This is a genomic window from Pseudomonas sp. HK3 (genome assembly GCF_052920985.1).
Genome location: NZ_JBREXD010000003.1, coordinates 291,556 through 315,196, shown reverse-complemented (window position 1 = coordinate 315,196; position 23,641 = coordinate 291,556). Strand labels below are relative to the sequence as shown.

Genomic DNA, 23,641 nt, shown 5'->3' with positions numbered 1-23,641 from the left:
TCATGTTTCGTCTTATCTTTATTATAATTTTGTTATCTAGCCACTTAGCCAGTGCAGCTTCAATCAGCCCGCGCACCTATAACAAGCTAAATGAAATTCAGCAGCAGATAACCGCATTGCCTGACTCAGAAAAGGCAAAAGAGCTGAATGAAACTCTGACCGAATTAGCCGATGATCTTTCAGGGAATTCATTGGGCCTTGCTTTGACGTATCAAACCCATGCACAACTTAAGACCTATGAAGCAAAAGAAGGCGATGCTCAAACGCTATTAATAAAAGCGCTTGAGTTGCCTAATTTAAAAGCCGATACCGCGAGTCAATTACGATCCCTACTGGCTTATTCGTATTTTAATCAAGGTGATTATCGTGCCGCGATTAAAAACCTTAAAATTATTATTGAAGAAGCAGAGACATCATCTGCTTCAGTTTACGCGCTTTTAGCCGCTTCTTATTACAGCATTGAAGATATCAAAAACGGATTGCCCCACATAGAAAAGGCATGCGAGTTAACCACCAAACCAAAAGAGGCTTGGTTGCAAATGGCTTTTTCGGGTAGTTATCAAACCAAGCAGCTTGAAAAAGCAATATCGTATGTGAATCAGCTTGTCTATAACTACCCTGACAAAAAAGATTACTGGCAGCAAAAGGCAGGTATTCACCAAATAATAGAAGATTATGAAAAAGCGGCTGCCACAAAAGAGCTGACTTACAAGAAGGGGTTTGTTGAAAAAGAAAGCGACTTTATTAATTTGGGGCAGTTACTGGCGTCTCAAGGTGAAGCTTTCAAGGTCGCGACGGCATTGACTCAGGCAATTGAAAGCAAGCTAATTGAACCCAGCGAAAAAGTACTTAACCTTTTATTTCAATCATGGCTGCAGTCAAAAGAAATCAATAAAGCACGAGTTGTGCTGTCTCAGTTATATCAAACATTTAAAGGTGTTGATGATGGCTATCAATTACTTCAATACTATATTGATGCAGAAGCTTGGGTAAAAGCCGATAACTTAGCTCAGCAGCTTTTAGTTCAAACATTAACAGAAAAACAAAAGGGTAAGGTTTTACTGTATCAAGGTATGGTTAAGTATCGTCTTGGTGATGCGCGTGAAGCATTGAAAATTCTAGGTAAATCATCTGCATTCGAAAGTTCATCCAGCCAAGCAAAAAGCTGGATGAGCTATATCAAGCAAACGAGTGCTTAGTAATCGAGTTCAATAAATATAGGGGCGTGGTCACTTGGCTTGTCCATGCCTCTGGTTTTATAATCAATACCTGCATTTACTAAGCGCTCTATTAAAGGCTTGGTGATCATAATTAAATCGATTCTTAGTCCACGCTTCGGCTCATCATCAAACCCTTTGCTGCGATAATCAAACCAACTAAAGCGATTATCAACGTCAGGATTAAGCAGTCGGTAGCTATCTGTTAAGCCCCAATCGATAATTTTTTGCACCCATTCTCGTTCTTCTGGCAAAAATGCACACTTACCTGTTTTTAGCCACCGCTTGGCATTTACGTCACCTATACCAATGTCGTGATCAATAGGAGCAACATTAATGTCGCCCATAACAATGACATTATCATTGGGTGTGAAGTTCGCGTTTAGATAATCGAATAGGTCGGCGTAGTATTTTTGTTTTGCTGGGAATTTTGTTTCATGGCTGCGATTTTCACCTTGGGGAAAGTAGCCATTAATAATGTGCAATGTTTCATTGTTCGGTGTTTGATGGCTAGTATGAATGAAGCGCTTTTGCGAATCATCGTCATCACTTGGGAAACCCTTTTGAACAGAGAGAGGTGCGCCGACTGACAGCGTGGCAACACCGTAATGGGCTTTTTGACTATGAACCTCTGTATGCCAACCTAATTCGGATATCTCACCTAAAGGCAGTTGGTCGGGCATAGCCTTAACTTCCTGTAAGCCAAGTACATCAGCTTGCAACTGTTGCTTGATGGCTTCGAGTTGATGCATGCGGGCACGAATGCCATTTACGTTAAATGAGACGATTTTCATAGTTTGATCCGTGACTTTTGAAACAATATCGGCATTATAAGCAGCTGACACTTAATACTAAAAAGGTTTTTCATGACTTGGTTGGTTTCTGACCCCTCATACGCCATGTTTTTACTGGTGGACTTCGTTGCTATCTTTACTTTGGTGGCAGCTATGCGCTGGTTAAGTCGCATTATAGTGAAGCCAGTTGCCCAACATTCAGAGGCCAGCAACATTGAAACTGCCTGTGCGGTGATCGCACTCATGCTGGCGTTAACCGGGGTTACATCGGGTGAGTTTAGTCTGACACTTACTGATGAATGGATGCTGGTGACGGTTTATGGGCTGCTAGCAATTGCGCTACTGCGCTTGGGGGCTTTCATTCAAGACAAGGTGGTTTTGCCATCGTTTAATCTTTCTAACGCCACACAGCATGGCAACATTACCGCTGCGTATATTACAGGTGCCCATTTAATTGGCACGGCTATCGTTATACGTGCGTCGATGGAGTGGTCATCGCAAGATTCTAATTTAGGTTTAAAAGAGCTTTTGTTTGGCTTTGTTATATCGCAATGCTTACTGGCTCTAGAAACTAGACTCCGCTTAATCTGGACATCAGGAGGTTTGCTCAAATCAATTAATGAATCAAATCGGGCTTCGATCATAAAAGCGGCTCTTCAGCATATAGGGGCCGCTCTTGCCATTAGTAGTAGCGCTCATTTTGCATCCGATTTAGATACCCAGTGGCAACTTGCTATCGTAGCATGGCTTGTTAGCTCAATTGTATTTTTGTTGGCGTATCTGGCACTAGCTGAATTATGCGTACGCATTATTTTGCCAAAAAATGAAGCATACGAAGGCGGGCGAGCCGTTTTAGAAGGCGCTATTTATTTGGGGTGGGGCTTTATATTGCCAGCCCTTGCCAATTAGCTTAAATTTTTTCTTGCAAGCCAGTAGCCATAGGGCTGCTGGCGTTTTCCCCACCCCTCAGTAAGCCTGATATTAAAATACTATTGACAGTTTTTATTTATGAGGTTAACGTGCGTTAACATGGAATCTACAAAAGATATTATATTGGCATGCGCATGCGATCAGTATTTAACTGATGGTTACAAAGGCCTATCTATGCGGAAAATTGCCGATAAGGCTAATATTTCTGCAACCGCCATTTATCGCCACTTTGGCTCGAAGGACGAACTGTTCCACTTTCTTGTAAGAAAGGGATTTTCAACATATACACGCTATTTGATACCAGCCTTAAATGAGAAGACGGCACAAAAAAGACTAAACAAGACAATGGAATATGCGCTCGATTTTATTTTAGAGCAGCCAAAGTACTTTGAATTAATATTCTCTAAGTCTGAAACAAAAGATGAATTGGCTAATTTTGATGATTTACGAGCCGAATCAAAGATTTCATTTGATTTTTATACGACTAGGATTTCAGAGTGCATGAAAGAGGGTTATTTGAAGCAAGACAATCCAGGAGAGGTAGCTGTATTATTGTTATCAGCTTATATGGGATTCTTTTCTTTGTATGGCTCAGGCCTTTTACCGCGTTCAAAAAAAGATATTAAATCGCTTTATTGGCGAACAATAGAAAAAATTCTATTTGGAATTGCAGCTAAATAAATAGCTGTTTTTTTATGACGCAAGGTTAACAGTCGTTAACTAAAATAATATTATATATATGAATAGGAGAATACGATGCCGATCTTAACATTTAGCACGGTAGAAGGCGCTTTAACGGTCGCGCAAAAAAAAGAACTTTCTTGCGCATTAACTGAAACAGTGGCAAAAGTCCTCGGAGAGAAACTAAAGCCCAACACTTGGGTCGTCATTAATGAGGCACCCGAAGGTAGCTTTCACATAGGCGGTCACTGTGTTTCAGCTAAAAACATTAAGAGTATGATGAATTAGATTCAATGCCAATAAATAACAAGAGGGCTGCTTTATGCTGGAAATATTACTCATTTTAAATAGCCTATGGTTTATTATGGGCTTTAATGTGTTTTCGATTCGTCATCGTATTTTTGCAAAACTCGTCATACCAAAAGAGCAACGTAATACGCCTGTATTTGATGTCTTAGCGGAGTCAGGTCGTTTTCTTGGAGGTTTTAATTTAGCGTTTGCGGTGCTAAATATTTTACTATTGATGAATTTAGACGTATTTCCAAAAGCGTCTCAAATGGCTATTTTGCTTTTTGTGGTTGCTGTCGCCCATGGCAGCCAATTTGCATTTAATGTTCCCATTGCGTTAAGTAATCTGCGCGGAAAAGGTGTTTGGCAGGTTTTAAAGGGGACTATGCTTTTCATTTTCACACTAGACTTTATTATGCTTTGTCTTAATTTAACGGCTGCGCTTTATTTTCATCTACAGTCTATTATGACCCATTAAATTAGGCTAAAGACTTGTTTTTTAAAAACGGTAGACGTCATAAATATACGCTCTATTCATTAGAGATAGAGCGTATATCTAAATTCATTTTTAATCGTTCGGATTAAAAATATAATGTCGATTGTCAGTCTCTGCTCTAGAGACTGAGTCATTTAAATATGAAAAAGTCTTTAAGCGATTTGCAGCATCAACTGACCCATCTGTTTGAATGATATTGCGATAAATAAGGTTGGGGGATAATGTATTAACGGCATACAACTTTATTGCATAATCTTTACTGTTGATAATATGGTTGCCACTATAAGTATGAGGAATGCCATCAAATACAGCTGGATTTTGTTGTGCTGCATTTCGGGCAAAAATACCGTTTTCACCGGCATCAATAATAACGTTGTTTTTAATACTCAAATCATCACCATCTAGCATCATTGAATTACCACCGCTGCGAATAATGGTATTGTTGTGCACTTCGACGCCGTCACCACCCACCTGAATACCGGTATTTTGCCAAACGACTGCAAAAGGGCTTACACCTGTATTGTAGATTTTATTATTTTTAATCTGTGCATCAGCTAAAACGGAATTTAATTGGATACCATCCGCACCCGTGTTTTCAATAATGTTGTCGTGAATGCGCACACCTTTCATTTTATGGGGATAAACAGTGACCATTTCGCCATCGCATTCAAGTGTACGGCTCAATGCAGTATAACCCACGTACATGCCTTCACCTTTTCCTGTGTCATGAATGAAGTTGTGATGCAAATTAATACCTGTCATGGTGAAGTTTTCGCCCCATGTTTCACTTCGGCAATCTGGATCGGTTTTAATCATCATGCCGGCAAAGCGAGTGCGATATATTTCTATATTATCCACTTCGACATCATGACTCAGCTGCCCAATACTTAATGTACCGCCGAACTTCATTTTGTAAGGATCCGTACTATCTTGGTTATGTGATGTAATGCGGATGAAGCTAGAATACTCAAGTGCAATGCTGTATTCGAAAGGCGTGAATGTCACTAATCCGCTTTCATTCAGTATGGTAATCGGCGCCTCTTCATTACCATGAATATTGGTAACTCTCATGGGCCCACGCAAACCTTCTTTTAAACAAATATTATCACCTGGCATGACAGGTGTTTTTGTACCGTCTAGTAAATACTGACCAGACTCAATGGTAATATCACATTGCAGGCTAAATGCATGACCTGAAAAGAATAGTGTTATGAGGGTGAATAGATAAAAATATATTTTTCTTAAAAACGTTTTTTTTAGCATATAGATCTCGCTTATTAATATTTTCCCATAACTCATGAGTCTGTTTTTAACAGAATAGAGGTGAGTTATAGAGTGAAAATTAAACGATACCTAGAAAACAAGCATCGCTTTAATGCGCGATCAAATTAAGATAGGAGGCAAGGGCAATCAAGAAAATAGAGCTAATTAATAGTCCTTTAAGATTAGACATTAAAAAACTCTATTTTTTGTTAAGCTCAAACAGTTAAGGCTTGAATACTTTAACGTTTTCTAAACCATTTTGTTTTAATTGTTGAGCGTGAAGCTGACTCATTGTGCCTTTTGCACAGTAAAGTAGAATCGTTTTATCTTTTGGCAGCTCATCTAATTTGTTAGTTAATTGATAGAATGGAATCTTCTCAATTTGGTTGTTCGTTAAATGAAGCGGTGCAGTTTCTTCTTCTTGCGGGTGGCGAATATCAATAATTAAATCGTTAGCTCCCGGTACTTGCACTAAATCAACTTCGGTAATACCTTCTGAGCTTTTAAGTACGTTTTGAATGCGCTCAATACGAGTGTTCGCAATGGCTTCATCTAGTACATCAAAGTTAAAGTTATTTTCTTCTTCGGCAATTTTTTCGGGTTTAGCACGAGTCGTCGGCTTGACCGATATAACGCCGCAGTATTCAGGCATGCTAGCCGCAAAATCATACACACCAATTTCTCGTGCTAAATCGATGATGTCAGGTTTATCCATTGCAATAAGCGGGCGCAATACTAAGGTGTCGGTGACAGAGTCAATAACGGTTAAATTTCTTAACGTTTGGCTTGATACCTGAGAAAGGCTTTCGCCTGTAACAAGTGCTTCGATATTCAGCTCTTTGGCGACATGACTACCGGCTCGTAACATCATACGCTTTAAGATAACGCCCATTTGAGAGTTATCGACGTTCTGCAATATTTCACTCACCACACCTTCAAACGGCACTGTTACAAATTTAACACCATGAGATACGGCGTATGTTTCCCATAAATAATGGGCGACTTGCTTTACACCAATTTCGTGGGCGCTGCCGCCTAAATTAAAAAATAAGAAATGGGTTTGTAAGCCACGTCGAGCCATTAAGTAACTGGCAATGTTTGAGTCAAAGCCACCAGAAACCAATGACAATACCCCATCTTGGCAACCAAGAGGGTAGCCACCCATGCCCGCATCAATGGCTGAAATCGTATGTAAGCGCTGCTTGCGGATTTCCATTCGTACGGTGTAGTCTGGATTTTTAAGGCTAACCGATTTTGCTTCGCAGTGTTGCAGCAAACCTCCACCGACATAGCGCTCAATATCTACCGATTTAAAATCATGCTGTCCTGTACGCTTGATTCGCACGCAAAAGGTTTTGCCCTTAATGCTGTCGGCATATGCATCTTTCGCAATTGCAAAAATGTCCTCGAAAGTTTCAAAGTTATGCTCTTTAACCGACAGTATTTTAGCAATGCCGGGGATACGCTTAAGCTGTGTGCGTGTTTGCATCTCTAAGCTGTCATCTTGAATAATGACTTCAATGCTGTCCCATTGCCCCTGTACGTGTGAATCCACACCAAAGTGCTTCAATGTATCCTTGATATTACGACGCAACTGCACGATAAAGCGCTTACGTACAGGCTTGGATTTGATAGTGATTTCAGGGAAAAGCTTAATGACAAATTTCATACGACAGCACTTGAGGGCGAAAGCGGCGGATTATATCAAAATAAAGGTGTAAGCAGCAGCGTTCTTAAGACGCTTTCGGCATAAGAATTGAGCAAAAAACAGGCTATTTATAACTCTTCGGGTTCTCGGCGGATTTTTTTATTGATTGCGCTCGCGTGACGCTCCCGAAGCTCTGAATCAATATACTTATCAGTGGTGGCCATACTTGAGTGGCCAGCATCTTCTTTTACGTGCTCACGAGGGCGAATTTTCACATCCTCAGAGATTCCAGTATGCCTTAGCCAGTGAACAGTAGCGACCTTAAGCTCCATTGCTTCGCTTGCTTGACCATCACTTACGAGGTTCTCATGAGCCTGATTAAAACAAAGTTGTACCAAGTTACGTATTTGCCGAGTACTGGTCACAGGGCCATTACCATGGCTTTTAGGTACGAGTGGGGTTTGCTCACCCAGGTGGGGCAACGGCGAGAGCCCAAGGTGGCTTCGGTATCGTTTAAGTGCGTCTAACATGGCATTTGAAACCGTAATCACACGGCTTTTATTACCTTTACCTACGACATGAAACCACCAATTTCGATCTTGGTCAGCTCTAAAATCCCCCATAACAGGTGTCGAGCGTTCATCGGCCACTAATTCAGAAATTCGTAAATACATGCCTAATAAGCAATTTAATATAAAGAGGGTTCGTTCATGCTGCAGGGGCTCTTTCTTGGCTAAATTTTCAACCACACGAATCACTTCATCCCATTGATAATTGCTGATTCGTCGAATGGGCTCTTGGTTTTGTGACTTTTGAATAAAGCGACTGCGCTGTCGAACCAATGCAACTGGATTTGCCGATAAAAATTCTTCTTGAATTAAAAAATTAAAAAAAGAACTGAGTATCGCAAATGATGCTTGTATCGCTTTTTGTGAGGGTGAATAGACCTTAGCATCGTTTCTTACACCCGATGCTTTATCCATTGAAGAAACAAACGGACGCCAATCCGCATTACAAATGCGATCACCTTGTTTACTTTTAAAGCGGGCAACATTTTTATCACCAATCCAATTGATAGGTGGTGAAATACAAAACTCCATGAACTCTTCAATATGCTCACGGCGTACATCAATAAGTGAATAATGCTTTACTTGCCACAGCCATTGCAGCAGGCGCTCAACTTCACGCCGATAAGAATTGAATGTAGCCGTACTGCCTTTATAGCTCAGTAAATACCTCACACAATAAAAGTAATCTTGTTGTTGCTCATCACTTAAATTAGGGCCTATTTCTTTTGCGCCATATTTAAACGCATCTGGCAAGAATTGCAGGTTGTCGAAAATAGGTTGAGGCATTACTTTGCTAATCATGGTTAGGCTTTAAGTTTCCATTTTAACGTTTCACCTGCGCGTAAAGGCACAATCACATCGCCAGCAAAATCCATGGTTTCAGGTGCTTGCCATGATTCTTTTATTAGCGTGATCGTATCGTTATTACGCGGCAACTGATAAAAATCAGGACCATTAAAGCTCGCAAACGCTTCTAATTTATTTAAAGCACCTAGGTCTTCAAAAATCTCAGCATACAATTCAATCGCGGCATAGGCACTAAAGCAGCCTGCACAACCACACGCATTTTCTTTTGCTGAACGGGCATGAGGTGCAGAGTCGGTCCCTAAAAAGAAACGACTATGACCACTTGATACCGCATCTTGAAGCGCTTGCTGGTGAATATTGCGCTTTAAAATAGGTAAGCAGAATAGGTGAGGGCGAATGCCACCAACCAACATATGATTACGGTTAAATGCTAAATGCTGAACAGTAATGGTTGCCCCTACATTGTCACCTTGTGATTTAACAAAGTCTGCAGAGTCTTTGGTGGTAATGTGTTCAACGACAAGACGAAGATTAGGCACTTTTGCTACAAGTGGCGCAAGAATATCATCGAGAAATGCTTTTTCTCGGTCAAAAATATCAACATGGTTATCGGTCACTTCACCATGAACCAATAACGGCATATTGTTTTCAGCTAATGCATGAGCAATATCAGTTAATTTAGTTAAATCCGTTACACCGGAATTCGAATTAGTTGTGGCGCCGGCAGGGTATAATTTAGCCGCCACAACATGGCCCGACTTAGCGGCTTCTGCAATTAACTCAGGGGTCGTATTATCGGTGAGATACAATACCATTAATGGATTAAATTGCGGGTAGCCTATGCTGTGCTCAAGAATACGATCGCGGTACGCTAAAGCCTGCGCAGCGTCCATAACAGGAGGCTGAAGATTCGGCATGATGATGGCACGAGACATCACTTTAGCGGTTGCAGGGACTGTATACTGTAAGGCATTGCCATCTCGTAAGTGCAAGTGCCAGTCATCTGGGCGGGTAATGACAAGTTGTTCAGTCATGAGTCAATCCAATCAGGTAAATTTGCCACATTATACCTGCCACACGCATAACCACATAACCTAAACGAAAAAAGGCGGGCAAATGGCCGCCTTGATTATTATTTGTACTTACGTGGCTTTATGGTCTTTCGCGATCAACATATAAAATGCTGGCACAATGAACAATGTAAGTAGGGTGCCTATGGACATCCCACCAACAATTACCCAGCCAATCTGCTCACGACTTTCAGCACCGGCACCTGTTGCCAGTGCCAACGGGATAGCACCCAGTACCATCGCAGCGGTTGTCATCAAAATAGGACGTAAACGCATTGATGCCGACTCAATGACTGCGACCAATTTTTGTTTGCCTTGCTCTTGTAATTGATTCGCAAATTCAACAATCAAAATACCATGTTTGGTAATTAAGCCAACCAGTGTAAGCAAGCCAATTTGACTATATACATTTGCGGTACCACCGCTCAACCAAAGGGCAATAACCGCACCTAATAGAGCAGGCGGTACTGATAGCATAATAATAAGTGGGCTCTTAAAGCTTTCAAATTGCGCGGCTAATACTAGATATATAAATAGTAAAGCAAGCACAAAAGTTTGCATTAAACCTGCACCTGATTCTTTATACTCTCGAGTTTGACCCGCGTAATCCACTTGAACCGGAATATTCATTTCGACAGAGAGCTCATCAATTGCATTCTCAATAAACGCAAGGCCGGTTTCAACGTCAACACCCGGCACCAGACCAGCTTGTACGATGGCGGCTTTCAGTTTATTAAAATGATTCAGCTCTTTAGGGGCTATGCTTTCTTTAACAGTCACCAAGTTAGATAGTGGAATCATCACTCCACCATTACCACGAACATAAATTTGGGTAATGTCTTGCGGGCTTGCACGATCTTCATCTTCAACTTGCAAGATAACATCATATTGCTCTGCGCCTTTTTTATAGCGCGTCACTTCACGCCCTGCCATCATTGTTTCTAACGTGGCTCCCAGTTCAGATACCGCAACACCCAAGTCCGCTGCCTTGTCACGGTCAACAGAAATATCAAGCTGGGGTTTGTTCAGTTTTAAGTCGGTGTCAGGCTGAGTAAACAAACCTGCGCCATACACTTTACCCATAAGTGCTTGCATGAACTTATTTAGCTGCTCATAGCCTTGGGTTGTTTGAATAACAACTTCAATAGGGCGAGAAATAATACTTTGACCAAGAGAAGGCGGCAGCATAGGGAAAGACATCGTCCCAGTAATACCACCAAACATCGGCCCCATAATCGAATTGGCAATAGCCTGAGTTGATCGATCACGATCCTCCCAATCCAATACTCGTAAGAAAGAAATACTATTTGTGGCCGATGGAAAACCCGTAATCATAAAATAACGGTCTGTCTCCGGAATCCCCTTATAGACTTCTTCAATTTGCTTAGCATAACGATCAACATACGTCGTAGTGGCACCTTCAGGTGCAATTGAAAACCCAATAATAAAGCCGCGATCTTCAACAGGGGCAAGCTCACTAGGTAGCCATTTGTACAATACGCCAAGACCAACAACCGTTAACACCGCAATGCCTGCAACGATTTTGGTTTGAGTCAGTGCACGAGTTAACATACCTTTATAAAACGCGGTAAAGTTATTTAAGACTTCTTCACCTTTTAAATAAAATTTACTAGGGTTCTTTTCATGACGTAGAATTTTAGAGGCCATCATCGGCGCCAATGTTAGTGCAACAAAACCAGACACAATAACCGCACCTGCAAGAGTCAATGCAAATTCACTAAATAACTTACCTGTACGCCCTGGTGTAAAAGCAACAGGAGCAAATACAGCGGCCAAGGTGAACGTCATTGCAATAACGGCAAAAGCAATTTCGCGCATGCCTTTAAACGCCGCCTGCAAAGGCTCCATGCCTTCTTCGATGTATCTATAAATATTTTCTAATACCACAATGGCATCATCAACCACCAAACCAACAGCCAGTACTAATGCAAGCAGTGTCAGAGTATTAATACTAAACCCAAACAACAGCATGATGCTAAACACACCGATTAACGACACAGGTATTGTCATTAATGGAATGAGAGTTGCGCGCAGGTTGCGTAAGAACAGAAAAATAACAACAATAACCAGTGCCACAGCTTCAAAAATAGTGGTGAATACTGAATCAATTGAGCGAGAAATAAACACAGAAGAGTCGTAGGCTATTTCAACTTTCATACCTTCAGGTAGTGCTTCACGTATTTTAGGTAAGCGTGCCTGGATACCATCGCTTACAGACAATGGGTTGGCAACCGATTGCTTTACAACACCCAATGCAACCGCACTTTTGCCATTAAAGCGGGTAACAACGCGCTCACTTTTTGCCGCCTGCTCAACACGAGCCACATCTTTTAAACGAACAAGATAGTTATTGCTTTTACGTAGAATTATTTCTTCAAATTCAACTTCTTTGTTTAAGTCAGTTTTGCGTAAGTACGGTAAATTCACGATCAACACTTTCAATTCGACCACCGGGGACTTCAATATTTTGCTGGCGCAATGCAAGCTCTACTTCTTGAGGCGTAACATTAAAGGCCGCCATCTTGTTGCGGTCTAGCCAAATTCTCATGGCGTATTCACGCTCACCAGCAAGAATAACGTTCGCCACACCAGGCACAGTTTGAAGAGGGTCTTTTACTTGTCTGTCGGCGTATTCGGTAACATCAAGTGCAGAGTGACGATCACTTGAGAATGCCATCCAAATAATAGGTTGAGCGTCGGCCTCTACCTTTGAAACAATTGGCTCTTCGATGCCGGTTGGCAATTGCCCGCGCACACGACCAACACGATCACGAACATCGTTTGCCGCACTGTCAGCATCACGGTCCAATTTAAAGTAAACCGTGATTTGTGATTTTTCGGAGCTGTTTTTCGATACCAAATAATCAATGCCTTCAACACCCGAGAGCGAATCCTCAAGAATCTGTGCGATTTGCGATTCCATAATAGAGGCGTTAGCACCAATATAAACGGTTTCAACCGTTACAACGGGCACATCAATGTTAGGGTATTCGCGCACAGTGAGGCGCTCAAACGCAATAAAACCCAACAACACAACAATAATATTCAAAACGGTGGCAAATACCGGCCGTTTAATACTGAGATCTGAAATACTCATGCGTTACCTATTTATTATTTGCTTGAAGCATTTCTGGGAACAATGGTGTAACAGGCGCGCCAGGTTGTAGCTTAATTTGCCCTGCGGTAATAACCACATCACCTGCGGCTAAACCAGAAACAAGTTCAACTTCGGCTTTTCGACGTTGACCAATCACGACTGGCACTTGCAATACCTTGCCATCAACAACTTTCATAATGAAATATTGCTGGCCTTGAGGGATAAGTGCTTGCTCAGGAACCATTAATGCTTTTTCGTTGTTACTTATTTCAAGAACAGCGCTAGCAAATAAGCCAGGGCGTAATTCTAAAGTTTCATTCTTAATAATCGCACGCACAATAAAACTACGAGATTGCTCATTAATAGCAGGGGAGATAGCCGTTACAATCCCCATATAAGTGCGCTCAGGAAAAGCAGGGGTAGTTATTTCAATTTTTTGACCTAACTTGACTTTGCTTAAATAGGTTTCAGGTAAAGCAAAATCAAATTTAAGGCTATTTAAGTCAACTAAGCTCACTAGGTCTTGCCCCGCATTGACGTATTCACCCGCGCTAATATTGTGTAAATCGATCATGCCTTTAAAAGGTGAGAGAATTGCCATTTTTTTAAGCTGAGCTTCGGCAAATTCTGCTTGGGATTGGTTAATACTGAGATTTGCTGCGGCAGAATCTAAATCCGTTTCGCTCGCGGCGTTTTGCTTATAGAGCTTATTGATACGTTTGTATTCAGTCTTGCTAAGATTGACGCGTGCACGAGCTTCATTTAGCTGAGCTGTTTGCGTGCTGTCGTCTAACTGAAAAAGAAGTGTGCCTTTATCGACGCTAGAGCCATCTTCAAAACCTACTTTTATAATTCGGCCAGAAACTTCAGGCGATAACACAACAGACAAGTTAGCCTTAAGTGTACCAATGGATTTAATCGTTGATTTTAACCCCTGTGGCTCAACTTTAATAACCTCAGCCGGCAGGCCTCCTTGAGCAACAGAGTTTAGCGACAAAGCCAGTAAAAAAAGCATGCTGGTTGTCGTTATGAATTTGAATCGTGTTTTCATGATGGGGCCTTTAATTGGTATTGGGCCATATTAATGGTCAAAGGTATAAATTACATGCAATTGTTTCGAGACTAATTGTTTCAAAACCTGAACAAACAAGCTTAAAACGTATTCATTACGACAATATGGCTCAGTTTAAATGACTAAAAGTCATAATAAATACATTAGTATTAGCAAATAAGTGCCAAATGTACCATGTATCTTTTTCAGGCCTATAATTGTTGTTTGATGCATCAGTGACAGAAAGGGTCAGAACTGATGAGACTAAAATACCTTTTTATAGGCGCTTTTATATTCTTAGCTGCATTCCCGTTGTTTGCCGGCTTGCTATACATCAATTATCACTTTGGTCAGCAATATATAGCGCAAGTTGACCTGCAAATGGAATCTCTTTCTTCAATTGCTAAAAAGCGTCTTATTACAGCAATAGAGCGTATTGAAGATAACACAGTATTAATATCAAGCCGCACACAATTGCGTATCAGCCTGAATCAATGGAATAAATCAGGTAACAATAGCGATGCGCAGAAAATGTCTCGCATCATTAAAGACGCGCAAAAAAGCTTAAAAGACTTACAAAGTATTCGTATTTATGACCTGCAAGGCGAACTAGTTGTATCAACTGGTCCGCCAGCTGGGCTTAGCTCCATCAACCTTAAAATTAAAGGCATCGATATTGCGCTGATACAAATGAAGGATGAGCTATACATGATCAGTTCATCCGCGTTGATACTTGATGGCGTCAATGTTGGCTTTATGCAACTGGACTTTCATGAAAGCGTGATTACAGACCTAATAGAAGATCGAACAGGTTTAGGTGAAACGGGGGAATGGCTGTTTGCCATGAAAAATCAGAAGGGCGATGCTCTTTTTGCAGTGCCTCTTAAATACGATGAAGAGGCCGCTTTTAATCGTACAACTTCGAAAGACATCATTAACTCGCCGATTACACAGGCCCTAAAGGGAAATGAAATCGTAATGCGCGATGTTCCAGATTATCGTGGCGAAAGTGTTCTAGCTTCTACTCGTTATATCAGTGAACAAAGTTGGGGGTTAGTCGTTAAAATAGATATGAATGAAATCAATCAGCAAATAACACAGAACACCATTCTTATTTATATCGTTGAGTTTATTGTCATTACCTTATCTATTTTGATGGGGCTTTTGCTGTCTATTTATATTTCAAGGCCGCTTAAAAAATTGAAAGATGGCACCAGTATCGTTGCTAAAGGCGATTTTACTCCTACCTATTTTTACAGTGAACTAGAAGAAGTTAAAGATCTTAACGACCATTTTACTCACATGGTAAAGTCACTTGAAGAATCAAATATTAAACTTAAGAAAAAAGTGGATGAAAAGACCCATAAGCTGCAAGAAGCTAAAGATAGGCTCGAAAAGTTAGCTGTGCTAGATCACCTTACTGGCTTATACAACCGTAGGCATTTTGAATCACGCTTTACGGAAGAATTCAGTGCTGCAAAACGCCATAGTAGGGAGTTAACACTTGTCATTCTAGACGTAGATAACTTTAAGCTCGTGAATGATACTTATGGCCACCCAATTGGCGATGATGTTTTAAAGAAAATTGCGAACACACTTAAAGAATCTATCCGTAAGTCAGATATTTTGGCTCGAATTGGCGGTGAAGAATTCTGTCTGCTGCTGCCAAGTAGCTCACGCAATGGTGCAATGGTCTATTTAGAGCGCGTCAGAAAGTCGATTAGTCAAATAGAATGCTGCTCAGGTAACGAAAAATTCAACATTACCTGTAGCTTTGGTGCCGCTGTATTAGATGTGACTATTACAGATAAAGAGGTTTTAATGAGTCGTGCAGACAAAGCACTTTACCAAGCAAAAGATGAAGGTAGAAATAGAATCATCTTTTATAAAGACCCAGATAACATTTCAGTTATGACAAAAGATCATTAATAAAGCCGCTCGAGTAATTGCCACAATCCACGCCTACGAACCGTTGTACATAGAGAAAGCAGTTAATACCCGCCATTAAAACGCTAGTAACAAGTAAAACCTATTGATGTTTGAATCAAATTTGGAAAGGACAATCTGACTAATGTTCTTTTTACAATGTGAAATTTTTTCGACTACTCTTTTAAAGTTTTATATTAAAAACTTTAAGCACCCCTGAGCCACATTGAAAGAAAGCAGCCTATTGAGGTACATCTATTTTGGCTGGTTTTTTCTATGTTGTTAACTTCATGGAAGAGGGCGCTTTTGCACTAAATAACTTTGGATACCCAATATGATCAAACGCAACCTTTTTAGACTGGCCATTATCTCCGCACTAACAATAGCGTTTCAAATACAAGCCTATGCCATTGATGTCATTGCACATCGAGGCGCGTCAGGTGAATACCCACAAGGCACTTGGCTCGCATTTCACATGGCACTTGAACAAGGGGCTGATGCATTAGAGTTAGATGTGCATTTATCGAAAGACAACCAGATCATCATCAATCATGATGCGGATTTAAAAAAGAATGTAGGCATCTCAGATAAAATCCAAGATCTCACGCTCGGTGATCTTAAGCTTCTAGATGCAGGGCATGAATTTACCTTGGATGACGGTGCAACGTTTCCTTTTCGAGGCCAAGGTATAACTTTACTGACCTTAAATGAACTATTTGATTATTTTCCTAACGAGCAATTCAGTATTGAAATAAAAGCAAATAGTAAAGAGTTATCGGAACAAGTTTGGATGGTCATTAATGAATATGGGATACAAGATCAAACCGTTGTGGCTAGTCAACATAGTAAAGCCATGAAGCATTTTCGAAAAATAAGTAACGGAAGCATCAAAACCAGTGCAACGGTTGCCGAACTCGTTGGAGCCAGCTTCGCATGGGGTACTGGCTGGGGCTGGGCATATAAACCCAAGTTCGACGTGGCCCAAATCCCATTTGACATTACAACCAAACCTTATGTGAAATTTTTCCAGAAAAAAGGCGTGCGTGTTGATGTCTGGACAGTGAATGAGCCTAATCAGATCGAGCGTGCAATTAACATGGGTGTCGATGGCATTATCGGAGATTACCCTGCACGTATTCATGAGGCCTTACAGGATCATCATGAACGCTAATATGTTTTACTGCATGAGATATTAGTATGACCCCATGATGCTGAGTATTGTTATTCAACTGTGTATAGCTGAATAACAACATGGCACGGTATAAATCCCTGAAGTACCTTCAATTTATTAGTACCAGGTATTAGTCATAATTTATCTGGATATTGGGAATACCATATAGGTAGCAAAATGCCCATAAAACAGTCCATAATTGATGCTATCTACACTATTCCGATAATAATAATTATCGGAAATTGTATATATTCATCTGTTAACTACTATTAAAGAAAACATGCATACGAGAATCTGATGGATACTGCAGAAACCCTTCATTCAAGCCTATTTGAACAACATGATTACTTAGAAGTCATAACCTTTTATGTAGGCGATACTCAATATGCCACACCGGTTAGTGAGGTTCGGTATATTGAACAAGATAAACGCAAAACCACACGCATTGAAATTAATGCAAAATTGGGTGCTGAAGTCACAACGTATCAAGGTAAGCCTGTGCCTATCTACGACTTTGCACAGCTAATGGGCTGCGAGGCCGAATACCTCAAGAATCTTGAGTTACTTCAAATTCTATCAAGCCGTGAAAAAGATCATATTAACTGGATGGCTGATCTCGAAAACTCCCTAGAAACGGATGAACCATTTAATAAAGCCAGAGATCCAAACCAATGCGAATTTGGTAAGTGGTACAAAACCTTTCAGCCTGAAGATGAATTACTGGCTGACATAATGAAAGATTTTGATGAGCCCCACAAACGTATTCATGGACTTGCTGATGAGCTATTGGCACTCAAAGATGCTGGCGAGTTAGACAAAGCACTGAGTAAGCTTGAATTTGAAAAGAACAGAACAATGGCTAAATTATTGGGTTTATTTAAAGCATCCAAAGAGCGTCTTGAGAATATTACGCGCCCTATTTTGCTCTATATAAATACCGGCAAAAAAATGATCGCCGTGCGCTTAAATGCTATTAGCGATATCGTAACCTATTACCGTAATGACTTTACAACGCAGCTAGATGTAGATGATAACAAAGAGATTCAAGAGTTAAGTTTTGTGACTGGTTATCTTGAAAATAAAGACAACCAGCCCCCTTGTGTTTTACTCGATTGGCGGATGTTTAACCGCTAGTTAGAAGGTGTCCGCATAGTCACAAATTCTTCGGCTGAACTTGGGTGTATGCCAATTGTCTCATCGAATACTGCCTTAGTTGCGCCCGCTTTAATCGCAATCGCAATACCCTGCATAATATCGGCTGAATGCTCGCCAACCATATGAGCGCCAAGTACCTTATCAGTGACTTTATCAACCACAAGCTTCATATAAGTTCTTTCTGTAGAGTCGGTCATTGTGAGCTTTAATGCCTTAAACTCACTTTCAAATACCTGTACATCAACCCCTAACTCAACCGCCTTCTCTTGTGATAAACCAACGGTTGCTAAATTAGGCTGACTAAAAACAGCTGTAGCAATATTGTCATAGTTCAGTACATCAGGTTGTGATTGATACTGCTGCTTTAAAAAAGTCATGGCTTCAGCTAAAGCCACTGGGGTTAGTTGTGGCGTATCAATCAAATCACCTAGCGCATAAATGCTGTCTACATTAGTTTGGTAATTGGAATCCACAGCAATAAAACCTTTTGCGTCAAGCTTAATACCAAGCTCATCAATACCAAGATTGTTTAAATTAGGTATACGGCCGGTCGCACAAATAACCAGATCAGTATCGATCATACTGCCATCTGCAAGTTCTACTTTATAATCGCTTTGAGTTTTAGTAATTGCGCTTGGTTGACTGGCAATTAAATGAATGCCCTTTTTAAGAATTTCTTTTTGTGCAAACTCACGAGTGCTGCCATCAAAGCCTCGCAATAGCTTCCCTGATCGTGACGCGATATGAGTCTCACAACCTAGACCGTTCAAGATGCCTGCAAACTCAACCGCTATATAGCCGCTGCCAACCACTACAGCGTGTTTTGGAAAAGCATTAAGGTAGAAAAAATCATTTGAATTAATACAGTGCTCTTTGCCTGGGATTTCTGGCAAGGCTGGCCAGCCACCAGTTGCCAATAGAATTTTTTCAGCTGAAAATGTTTGTCCATCGACGATCACGTGATTTTTATCGATTAACTTCGCATGACCAAGGATTGTTGTTACACCTGAATTATCTAACAGGTTTTTGTAAATCCCATTCAAGCGCTCAATTTCTTTTGTTTTGTTATCTCTAAGAGTTGGCCAATCAAACCCGTTTACTGATATATCTAAACCATAGCCTTTTGCTTCATGGGCTAAGTGTGCGTATTCGCTGGCGTAAACAAATAGCTTTTTAGGTACACACCCAACATTGACACAAGTGCCGCCTAGGTATCGTGATTCAGCTACCGCCACCCTTTTACCCATGTTGGCGGCCATTCTACTGGCGCGAACACCTGCAGAGCCTGCACCAATAACAAATAAGTCGTATTGAAATTCACTCATAATTGTAGAACCGCCCTAACATTAACGATGCCTGAGTTGACCTTATCAATAGAGATTTGTTCCACTTTAATGCCTCTCGTGGTTTCAAGTAGCTCTAGCCAGTCAATTACTGAATTAAAATTCACTTGATCCAACCATATGCGCAAGCCTGTTTTGCCATCAGGCTCAAATCGCTTTAGCTGGATATTTTTAACTTTCGCTGTGCTGTTTACAATGGTAAGGATCGATGAGCCACTTGTCACTACGCCTGCATTGCTACTGGCAAAAAGATGAGCGTTTTCTTTGATTTTTTTATGAAAAGACATCTCAGTGTTGAATTTCTTTTCGGCTTTCACTTTGCCATCAACAACCGGTTGCCACACCCACGCAAAAACAAGCGCAATCAGCATAAATACCAATAGCGCCTTTACAATAAGCTGGTCTCTAGCGGCTAGCTGTGAATACCATTCATGCGCAGACTTATAAAGCGTACTTTTTTGCACTTGAAGGCGAGCGTTTGCTTTAAAGTTATCGATCGAATTAGCCATTCTTGCTGACCTTTAATACGCCTTTTACGCGCTTACCTGTATTGGTTGCAGATGCAATATCAACAATTAAGCCGTTACCACTTAATTTTTGTTTTATATTGTCTAACTGAGCGATGTTGTCCACGATCAAATTAATTTCTAGCTCATTTCTTTTGTCGAGTAAATCGTACAGCGTCCCACTCAACGTTTGCAGGGTTAATATCTTTTGTCACACTTGCAAGCAGTGAAACGAACCCCTTGCTTGCGACAGGACCAGCCCCTGCCTCGTCTAATTTATCTTTAAACTGTCGACGAATACTGCGCACTTTTTCATTTGGGAAAAGCGTGCCGTAAAAGCTCTTTGATGCATCAGACACCAAGCTGGTCATTTGCTGGTATTGCTTCATTTGAATTAATTGGATAAAAAACACCGTTACTATTAGTGTAGCAGCAATAGCAAGTGGGGCTTTTATCTTAGAATGCTTGGTTGCAACGGCCTCTTTCTTTTTTGTGTGACCACCGGACAGTAAATTCCACTGATAACCTGCAGATGACTTAGTGATAATTTGAAGTAGGTCTTCTTTTTGAGGCTGGTGAACTTCAAAGCCTAAGTTTTCTATTTCTAAAGGCAATAATGCATGCTCATTATCAAAATCATAAAACTCGACAATATTGCAGCTATCCGTTTTAAGTTTCTCTAATACATTGCTTAATATTTCAGACGGCACACTTAACGCAGAAAAATTAGACGCGCGCACACTTGCCACGTTATCTAATATACAAACACAAATACCCTGCTCAATCTGTGGCAGCAACAACGGAAGATATTGCACTGAGTCGGGCTGGAATTGCGCAGCAATCACATCCATTGCTTTGTTTTCGACCACTAACGCATAGGCTTCAGTACCTTCGCGGCCAAGATAATGGATGTGATTATTATCAATTTCATTTGCAAGCTGCTCTTCAAGGGCAAACGGCAGCGCTTTTATAATTTGCCTAGCTTGTTTTACTGGCATTTGCGCAGCCAATATTTGACAAAAAGTATCGTTAATAATTAACGACTGCACAGTCTGCTCAGTATCGGTTTCAATTGTGCTCACAACGCCATCTTCTATCTGGCGAAGATGTTGCGCCTTAGCATTGAATACATGTAATTTCATAAGATTATTAGCAATCCACAATTTTGAGGCGGTCTATATCTTCAACGGTTCGAGATAAGTCACGGTAAATAACACCAATAAAGCCGCTATCATTATTAGAGCTTGGCTTGCGGCGAATAATGCTCTCGCTCACCAAGTCTCTTCCATTAAATTCAATTCGTATTAGCACGCTAAAATACTGACTTTTAACTGTAAAGTCAGCTTCAGCCCACTGCCCGCTCCCGCTGGGGTTTGTTGTTTTGTTCGTTACTTTTTCAATTTCAGGGGTTTGCCAAAACGCCTTAATATCTTTATACAAGGCAACATTTCTATCTTTACCACATTGACCCGAATGCGTTTTTTTAACCAGCATATCCGCATCACTTGATGTCAATAATGGGTCCCACGAAGATAAGATTTCTTTAGTCGTTGTATTAATATTTAGAGCAGTTATGGCAGGCAAGGCTGTAATATAAGGCTCTAACTTATTATACGTTTCTATATCCATATCTTTAACGAGTTTGAGTTCGGAGGGGTGTGTAAACTCAATTTCAGATGCTCGATATGGTGGTGTTAAATTTTGATAATCAAAGTTATTACTATGACCAACAGTTAACCATTCCTTAATATTTATTGCGACCGTTGAACTTATTTGTGGATCAATCTCCACAATGAGTCTTTGCAAGCGGCTTAATGCAGCGGTTGGATTAGGGGCTTTTGGTGCCAATGAATTTAAATTAAATAAACCCTGTAAATCCCTCACTGTAACAAAAAACTTTGCTCCATCAATTTGAGTAGGGAAAGGCTGGTTCCATAATTCAGATGCCGTGTCCCATTCTTCGCTACTTTTAATGTCGCGCTGTAAGTCAAATGATAAACCGGCTTTTGCAATATCTTCTGCGCTTAGCATTAACAGCTGCGCCTGAGTTTGTGTAAATGTTACCGATGCCTGTGCAATGTCCATTGTTTGTCGCTGTTGCATTCCTATTGCCAGCATTGAAACCAATGCAAAGATAAACAACACCGTAATGAGTGCGAGGCCTGACTGTTTATTGTGATTGTGTAAACGCATAGCGCGGCACCTCATACCAGCGTTCAATTTCACCCAATTGTTTGGTCGTAATATTCACTTTTATTTGTGCTAAATCAGGCAATAAATTACTACTCGCATAAGGCCCAGGCCAATCTTCTTGCCACTCTTTAATAACGACCGTGTTGCTAGGATTGGATTGGTCTATTAATTGCCCGCGAAAATAAAAACGCACATCATCAACCTCATTTAACATAACCTGGGTTGTGGGCTCTGAATTTGAGGCTAAATCCAAGACAGGCCAGTAATAACGTACAAGACAATTACCCTCCCCTGCCTCTTCGTCATTTTTGATCGCATCTTTACAGTCATCACTATTATGACTGCGCATGGCATACGCGACACGCTGAAGATTCGAACGTTTTAACTCACCAAATGGCAATGCCGCCCAACCTGAATGGGTGAACTCAATAGCGTAATCCCCGTCAGTAGTAACGGCCGGCTTTTTATTTCCATATTGGTCAAGTGTTTCACGGCCTGCAATTTGCCATAAATCGCGTTTGAGCCAAAAATCCATGCGCTGAATACTTTTTAACTGCTCTGCACGTACATCGGTTACTTTTTTAGTCTCTGCGGTGCTTGCTAATAACTGACTTGCCCCGATACCAATTAAAGCTGTAATCGACACAGCCATGAGTACTTCTAATAAGGTAAAGCCGGATTGCTTTTGATTAATCATTAGCAACATACGCCGTTAAAGTTTGCACTGGGTCGTCGGATGTTTCTTTTAAGCTAACAGAAACAACGATGGATTTTAGATCTAATGATAATGAAGAAGGCATACCAGGTAGTTGCTTTTTAGGTGCAACCTCTGTGTTAATAATCCATTCACGCTCCGCAAATTTAATGTCTTTTTTTGAACTCTTTATATTATTAAAAGGCGTAGATCTTAATTCGATGATTTCGTTTTCCGCAATCCAGGTGGCTAGCAATTTTCGCTCTATGTGTATTTGATTATCGACTGTAATGGCCGCTGTTTGTGACAATGTAGTCGCCATAAGCGCAAATATAGTCAATGCAATCATGACTTCCAATAAGGTAAATCCGTTACTCTTCTTCACGAATAACCTCGTTATAATACTGGCCTAAACCATTCCCGCGAACCTGTGCCCGTGCATCAAAGTCATCAATAGATAGCATTAGAGTCATTGGTGTTTGCTCGCCTGATGCAAACAAATAAATATTGGGCTTAATTTCGTCTTCATCCTCCTTTAAAGAGTAAGGCAGTGAGACTTCTTGACCTTCAATCTCTAGACTAAAATTAACGCCTTCTTGCAATGGCTCTAATTTAATATTCTTAACTGTGTAAGGTTGCCATATATACTCCACGTCATCATTTGTACTACTAGTGGCTTGAGTTTGATCACTAGATGTGCCATCTGCGGTCTTACTGGCAT

The 23,641-nt window shown here is 40.7% G+C and carries 24 protein-coding genes; 8 read left to right on the top strand and 16 right to left on the bottom strand.

The window, feature by feature from the left end; translation table 11 throughout:
• Positions 1-2 precede the first annotated feature (2 nt).
• Positions 3-1,199 carry a tetratricopeptide repeat protein gene (locus tag ACU6U9_RS16765; RefSeq protein WP_446736158.1) on the top strand — a complete coding sequence of 399 codons (1,197 nt, stop codon included), beginning with the start codon at positions 3-5 and terminating at the stop codon, positions 1,197-1,199.
• Here ACU6U9_RS16765 and xthA read toward each other — a convergent pair.
• Complete coding sequence (gene xthA, locus ACU6U9_RS16760; RefSeq protein ID WP_446736157.1) at positions 1,196-2,011, bottom strand: exodeoxyribonuclease III; 816 nt, start codon at positions 2,009-2,011, stop codon at positions 1,196-1,198. The two genes, ACU6U9_RS16765 and xthA, sit on opposite strands and share 4 nt — an antisense overlap.
• A 72-nt stretch (positions 2,012-2,083) precedes the next feature.
• On the opposite strand from xthA, the gene ACU6U9_RS16755 reads away from it, so the two are divergent.
• The 4 genes from ACU6U9_RS16755 to ACU6U9_RS16740 all read left to right on the top strand — a co-directional run bounded on the left by ACU6U9_RS16755 (position 2,084) and on the right by ACU6U9_RS16740 (position 4,388).
• Complete coding sequence (locus ACU6U9_RS16755; RefSeq protein ID WP_446736156.1) at positions 2,084-2,920, top strand: DUF350 domain-containing protein; 837 nt, start codon at positions 2,084-2,086, stop codon at positions 2,918-2,920.
• Positions 2,921-3,040: 120 nt separating this feature from the next.
• Positions 3,041-3,622, top strand: a complete 582-nt coding sequence (locus ACU6U9_RS16750; protein WP_446736155.1) for a TetR/AcrR family transcriptional regulator — start codon at positions 3,041-3,043, stop codon at positions 3,620-3,622.
• Positions 3,623-3,697: 75 nt separating this feature from the next.
• Positions 3,698-3,910, top strand: a complete 213-nt coding sequence (locus ACU6U9_RS16745) for a tautomerase family protein (RefSeq protein ID WP_446736154.1) — start codon at positions 3,698-3,700, stop codon at positions 3,908-3,910.
• 34 nt (positions 3,911-3,944) lie between these two features.
• Positions 3,945-4,388: a hypothetical protein gene (locus tag ACU6U9_RS16740; protein ID WP_446736153.1), complete on the top strand. Its 444-nt coding sequence runs from the start codon at positions 3,945-3,947 to the stop codon at positions 4,386-4,388.
• 90 nt (positions 4,389-4,478) lie between these two features.
• On the opposite strand, the gene ACU6U9_RS16735 is transcribed toward ACU6U9_RS16740, so the two are convergent.
• The 7 genes from ACU6U9_RS16735 to ACU6U9_RS16705 form a co-directional block, all read right to left on the bottom strand.
• The gene (locus ACU6U9_RS16735) at positions 4,479-5,669 is read right to left on the bottom strand and encodes a right-handed parallel beta-helix repeat-containing protein (RefSeq protein ID WP_446736152.1); all 1,191 of its coding nucleotides are present in this window, start codon (positions 5,667-5,669) and stop codon (positions 4,479-4,481) included.
• A 223-nt stretch (positions 5,670-5,892) separates the two neighbouring features.
• Complete coding sequence (gene thiI, locus ACU6U9_RS16730; protein WP_446736151.1) at positions 5,893-7,338, bottom strand: tRNA uracil 4-sulfurtransferase ThiI; 1,446 nt, start codon at positions 7,336-7,338, stop codon at positions 5,893-5,895.
• Positions 7,339-7,445: 107 nt separating this feature from the next.
• On the bottom strand, positions 7,446-8,687 hold the full coding sequence (locus tag ACU6U9_RS16725) for a tyrosine-type recombinase/integrase (RefSeq protein WP_446736150.1): 1,242 nt from the start codon (positions 8,685-8,687) through the stop codon (positions 7,446-7,448).
• Positions 8,688-8,689: 2 nt separating this feature from the next.
• Positions 8,690-9,727, bottom strand: a complete 1,038-nt coding sequence (pyrC, locus tag ACU6U9_RS16720) for a dihydroorotase (RefSeq protein WP_446736149.1) — start codon at positions 9,725-9,727, stop codon at positions 8,690-8,692.
• Positions 9,728-9,835: 108 nt separating this feature from the next.
• Complete coding sequence (locus ACU6U9_RS16715) at positions 9,836-12,211, bottom strand: efflux RND transporter permease subunit (RefSeq protein ID WP_446736148.1); 2,376 nt, start codon at positions 12,209-12,211, stop codon at positions 9,836-9,838.
• Complete coding sequence (locus tag ACU6U9_RS16710) at positions 12,183-12,881, bottom strand: efflux RND transporter permease subunit (RefSeq protein ID WP_446736147.1); 699 nt, start codon at positions 12,879-12,881, stop codon at positions 12,183-12,185. Before ACU6U9_RS16710 ends, ACU6U9_RS16715 begins: the two co-directional genes overlap by 29 nt.
• Positions 12,882-12,888: 7 nt before the next feature.
• On the bottom strand, positions 12,889-13,932 hold the full coding sequence (locus ACU6U9_RS16705; RefSeq protein ID WP_446736146.1) for an efflux RND transporter periplasmic adaptor subunit: 1,044 nt from the start codon (positions 13,930-13,932) through the stop codon (positions 12,889-12,891).
• 258 nt (positions 13,933-14,190) lie between these two features.
• Between ACU6U9_RS16705 and ACU6U9_RS16700 the strand changes: the two genes are divergently transcribed.
• The 3 genes from ACU6U9_RS16700 to ACU6U9_RS16690 all read left to right on the top strand — a co-directional run bounded on the left by ACU6U9_RS16700 (position 14,191) and on the right by ACU6U9_RS16690 (position 18,163).
• On the top strand, positions 14,191-15,861 hold the full coding sequence (locus ACU6U9_RS16700) for a diguanylate cyclase (protein WP_446736145.1): 1,671 nt from the start codon (positions 14,191-14,193) through the stop codon (positions 15,859-15,861).
• Positions 15,862-16,192: 331 nt separating this feature from the next.
• Positions 16,193-17,029 (top strand): glycerophosphodiester phosphodiesterase, encoded by an 837-nt coding sequence (locus ACU6U9_RS16695; RefSeq protein ID WP_446736144.1) that lies wholly within the window; start codon positions 16,193-16,195, stop codon positions 17,027-17,029.
• A 297-nt stretch (positions 17,030-17,326) separates the two neighbouring features.
• Positions 17,327-18,163 carry a CZB domain-containing protein gene (locus tag ACU6U9_RS16690; protein WP_446736143.1) on the top strand — a complete coding sequence of 279 codons (837 nt, stop codon included), beginning with the start codon at positions 17,327-17,329 and terminating at the stop codon, positions 18,161-18,163.
• On the opposite strand, the gene gorA is transcribed toward ACU6U9_RS16690, so the two are convergent.
• The 8 genes from gorA to ACU6U9_RS16650 are packed head-to-tail and all read right to left on the bottom strand — an operon-like array spanning position 18,160 to position 23,573.
• Complete coding sequence (gorA, locus tag ACU6U9_RS16685; protein ID WP_446736142.1) at positions 18,160-19,509, bottom strand: glutathione-disulfide reductase; 1,350 nt, start codon at positions 19,507-19,509, stop codon at positions 18,160-18,162. The genes ACU6U9_RS16690 and gorA overlap by 4 nt on opposite strands.
• Complete coding sequence (gene gspM, locus ACU6U9_RS16680) at positions 19,506-20,036, bottom strand: type II secretion system protein GspM (protein WP_446736141.1); 531 nt, start codon at positions 20,034-20,036, stop codon at positions 19,506-19,508. The genes gorA and gspM overlap by 4 nt, the downstream gene beginning before the upstream one ends.
• Positions 20,029-20,166, bottom strand: a complete 138-nt coding sequence (locus ACU6U9_RS16675; protein WP_446736140.1) for a hypothetical protein — start codon at positions 20,164-20,166, stop codon at positions 20,029-20,031. Before ACU6U9_RS16675 ends, gspM begins: the two co-directional genes overlap by 8 nt.
• Positions 20,167-20,179: 13 nt before the next feature.
• Positions 20,180-21,175, bottom strand: coding sequence for a type II secretion system protein GspL (gspL, locus tag ACU6U9_RS16670; protein WP_446736139.1), 996 nt, complete (start codon positions 21,173-21,175; stop codon positions 20,180-20,182).
• Positions 21,176-21,182: 7 nt separating this feature from the next.
• On the bottom strand, positions 21,183-22,226 hold the full coding sequence (gspK, locus tag ACU6U9_RS16665) for a type II secretion system minor pseudopilin GspK (RefSeq protein WP_446736138.1): 1,044 nt from the start codon (positions 22,224-22,226) through the stop codon (positions 21,183-21,185).
• A complete protein-coding gene (gene gspJ, locus ACU6U9_RS16660; protein WP_446736137.1) occupies positions 22,204-22,923 on the bottom strand; it encodes a type II secretion system minor pseudopilin GspJ in 720 nt (239 codons plus the stop codon). Before gspJ ends, gspK begins: the two co-directional genes overlap by 23 nt.
• A complete protein-coding gene (gene gspI / locus ACU6U9_RS16655) occupies positions 22,916-23,305 on the bottom strand; it encodes a type II secretion system minor pseudopilin GspI (protein ID WP_446736136.1) in 390 nt (129 codons plus the stop codon). The genes gspJ and gspI overlap by 8 nt, the downstream gene beginning before the upstream one ends.
• Positions 23,292-23,573, bottom strand: coding sequence for a hypothetical protein (locus ACU6U9_RS16650; protein WP_446736135.1), 282 nt, complete (start codon positions 23,571-23,573; stop codon positions 23,292-23,294). The genes gspI and ACU6U9_RS16650 overlap by 14 nt, the downstream gene beginning before the upstream one ends.
• Positions 23,574-23,641 lie beyond the last annotated feature (68 nt).